This is a genomic window from Okeania sp. SIO2F4, from assembly GCF_010672385.1.
Classification (GTDB): domain Bacteria; phylum Cyanobacteriota; class Cyanobacteriia; order Cyanobacteriales; family Microcoleaceae; genus Trichodesmium.
Map to the genome: position 1 here is coordinate 1 of NZ_JAAHGT010001327.1, position 1,752 is coordinate 1,752.

At 42.5% G+C, this 1,752-nt stretch carries 2 protein-coding genes; one reads left to right on the top strand and one right to left on the bottom strand.

Annotation, left to right across the window (positions count from 1 at the left end; all coding sequences use genetic code 11):
- The first annotated feature begins 138 nt into the window (after positions 1-138).
- On the top strand, positions 139-540 hold the full coding sequence (locus tag F6K22_RS40115) for a zinc ribbon domain-containing protein (RefSeq protein ID WP_363275483.1): 402 nt from the start codon (positions 139-141) through the stop codon (positions 538-540).
- A gap of 96 nt (positions 541-636) precedes the next feature.
- On the opposite strand, the gene F6K22_RS40120 is transcribed toward F6K22_RS40115, so the two are convergent.
- A partial coding sequence (locus F6K22_RS40120; protein WP_293110672.1) for an FIST signal transduction protein occupies positions 637-1,752 on the bottom strand: 1,116 nt, incomplete at its 5' end.

Here is a 1,752-nt window from a genome sequence, read left to right on the forward strand (position 1 = left end):
TCAGCTTGGCATGGAATTTAGCTACTCTAATCCGTGCCAAGCTGAAAGATACAAGGACAGATTTTATACATAAGTTATCTACTAAAATAATTCGTGAAAACCAAATAGTTGTTTTAGAGGTATGACAATGTTTCTGGCATGGTAAAAAAGCGGTGCGACCCCGCGACGACGTTAGCGTTAGCGCAGCTCCTCTGCAAGAGGCAGCTCCTCTGCAAGAGGCAAGTCGCAAGGGAATGCGCACCAAGAGATCGTAAATTATCCCGAGCTATATCTGATTTAGGTTGGCGACAATTTAGAACCTTATTACAAGGAAAAGCTGAGAAATACGGTCGTGATTTTAGAGTCATTAGCAGGTGGGAAGCTACAAGTCAAGTTTGCTCAAATTGTGGCTTTAAAGGTGGGAAATTGGATTTATCAATTCGTGAGTGGGAATGTTTCAACTGTGGCACTAAACACGATCGCTCTGGAAAATGCAGCGATAAATATATTAGTCGCGGGCGGGCAGTCCGAGACACGAAACGGACGTGGAGGCAAGCGTAAGACTACCGTCAAGGCAGCAGCAGCCTATGAAACGTCAACCCCCCTAGGAGCTATGGCTCGGTAGGAATCCCCGCGCCTTTTAGGTCGGGGAGGATGTCAAGAAGGTTGACGACAAATACCAAATACAGAGGTATAACCATGTAAAAATGTACTATTACCCACAGGGCCAATTTCACCATTACAGAAAAAGCCACTTATGGGGATATTCAAATAACGACTAAATAATCTAGAATCAAAGTTAGGTTTACCATATAGTCCCTCCCCGCGTCCCAAACAAGAGAACATTAAAGCAGTCGCATTGTTTGTGGGAGTACTCTCGAAAGCAACTTCTCTTTGATAGCGCTGTAGTAACATTTCTAAATCTTCTGCTGAGGTATGGGCATCCCGTAAATGAAATTGAATTCGTTGGCCAGTCCTAACTCGATCGCCAATGGCGATCGCTCCTGCTTTAGGGTCTACCCCAATCAAATTACGGATTAAAAAGTCTCCCTGTTCTAAATTTTGCTTAAATTCGTCTCCGACTATACCGACAAAGAGAGAGTTTTCTGCTAGTTTTCTGTCTTTTTCGCTGAGATTTTGTAATAAATTTTGTAATGCTTCTAATGGAGATTGTTTAACACCATCACTAACTATTTGATCCGAACTAACTAATTCTTCCAGTTCTAGAACAATATTACGTTCTCCTTCTGTAACGCGATAAGGTTTGCCAATAGGGCGACAGCCTTGAGCTACTATTGTTTCTAAGATAATCTTGCCAGATAGAGAGACACCTACAGCTCCTTCTTGGTAGAGGCGATCTTGAAAAAAGAGTCCAGCATTGTTGCCAGTTGGGCCACTACTAGCTAATCCTCCCACCTTGGGTGAATTAGGATAAGCATAATCTAATCCTTGAAGCAAGTCATTGATTTTAGCAGAAAATGGATCGGCAAGTATAATAAATTGAGGTTTTTCTACAGTGGGTACTCCGATTAGCTCGCACCACTGGTCGGGAGAACTGTCTAAGTCGGGTAGTTGTTCTGCCGATATGTGAAAAGCTTTTACTGTTACTTCTGGCAAATTTGCCAAACTAAGACTAATGGCAGTTTGTTGTTCCACTTCTTGTGGTTTTCCCTCCTCATTCATACCAACAATACCCCCACCACCACAGCCTATTATAATTGTTTCTGGTAGATATTCTTTTAGCAAGGGCATAAGTCGTGGATATTCACTAGC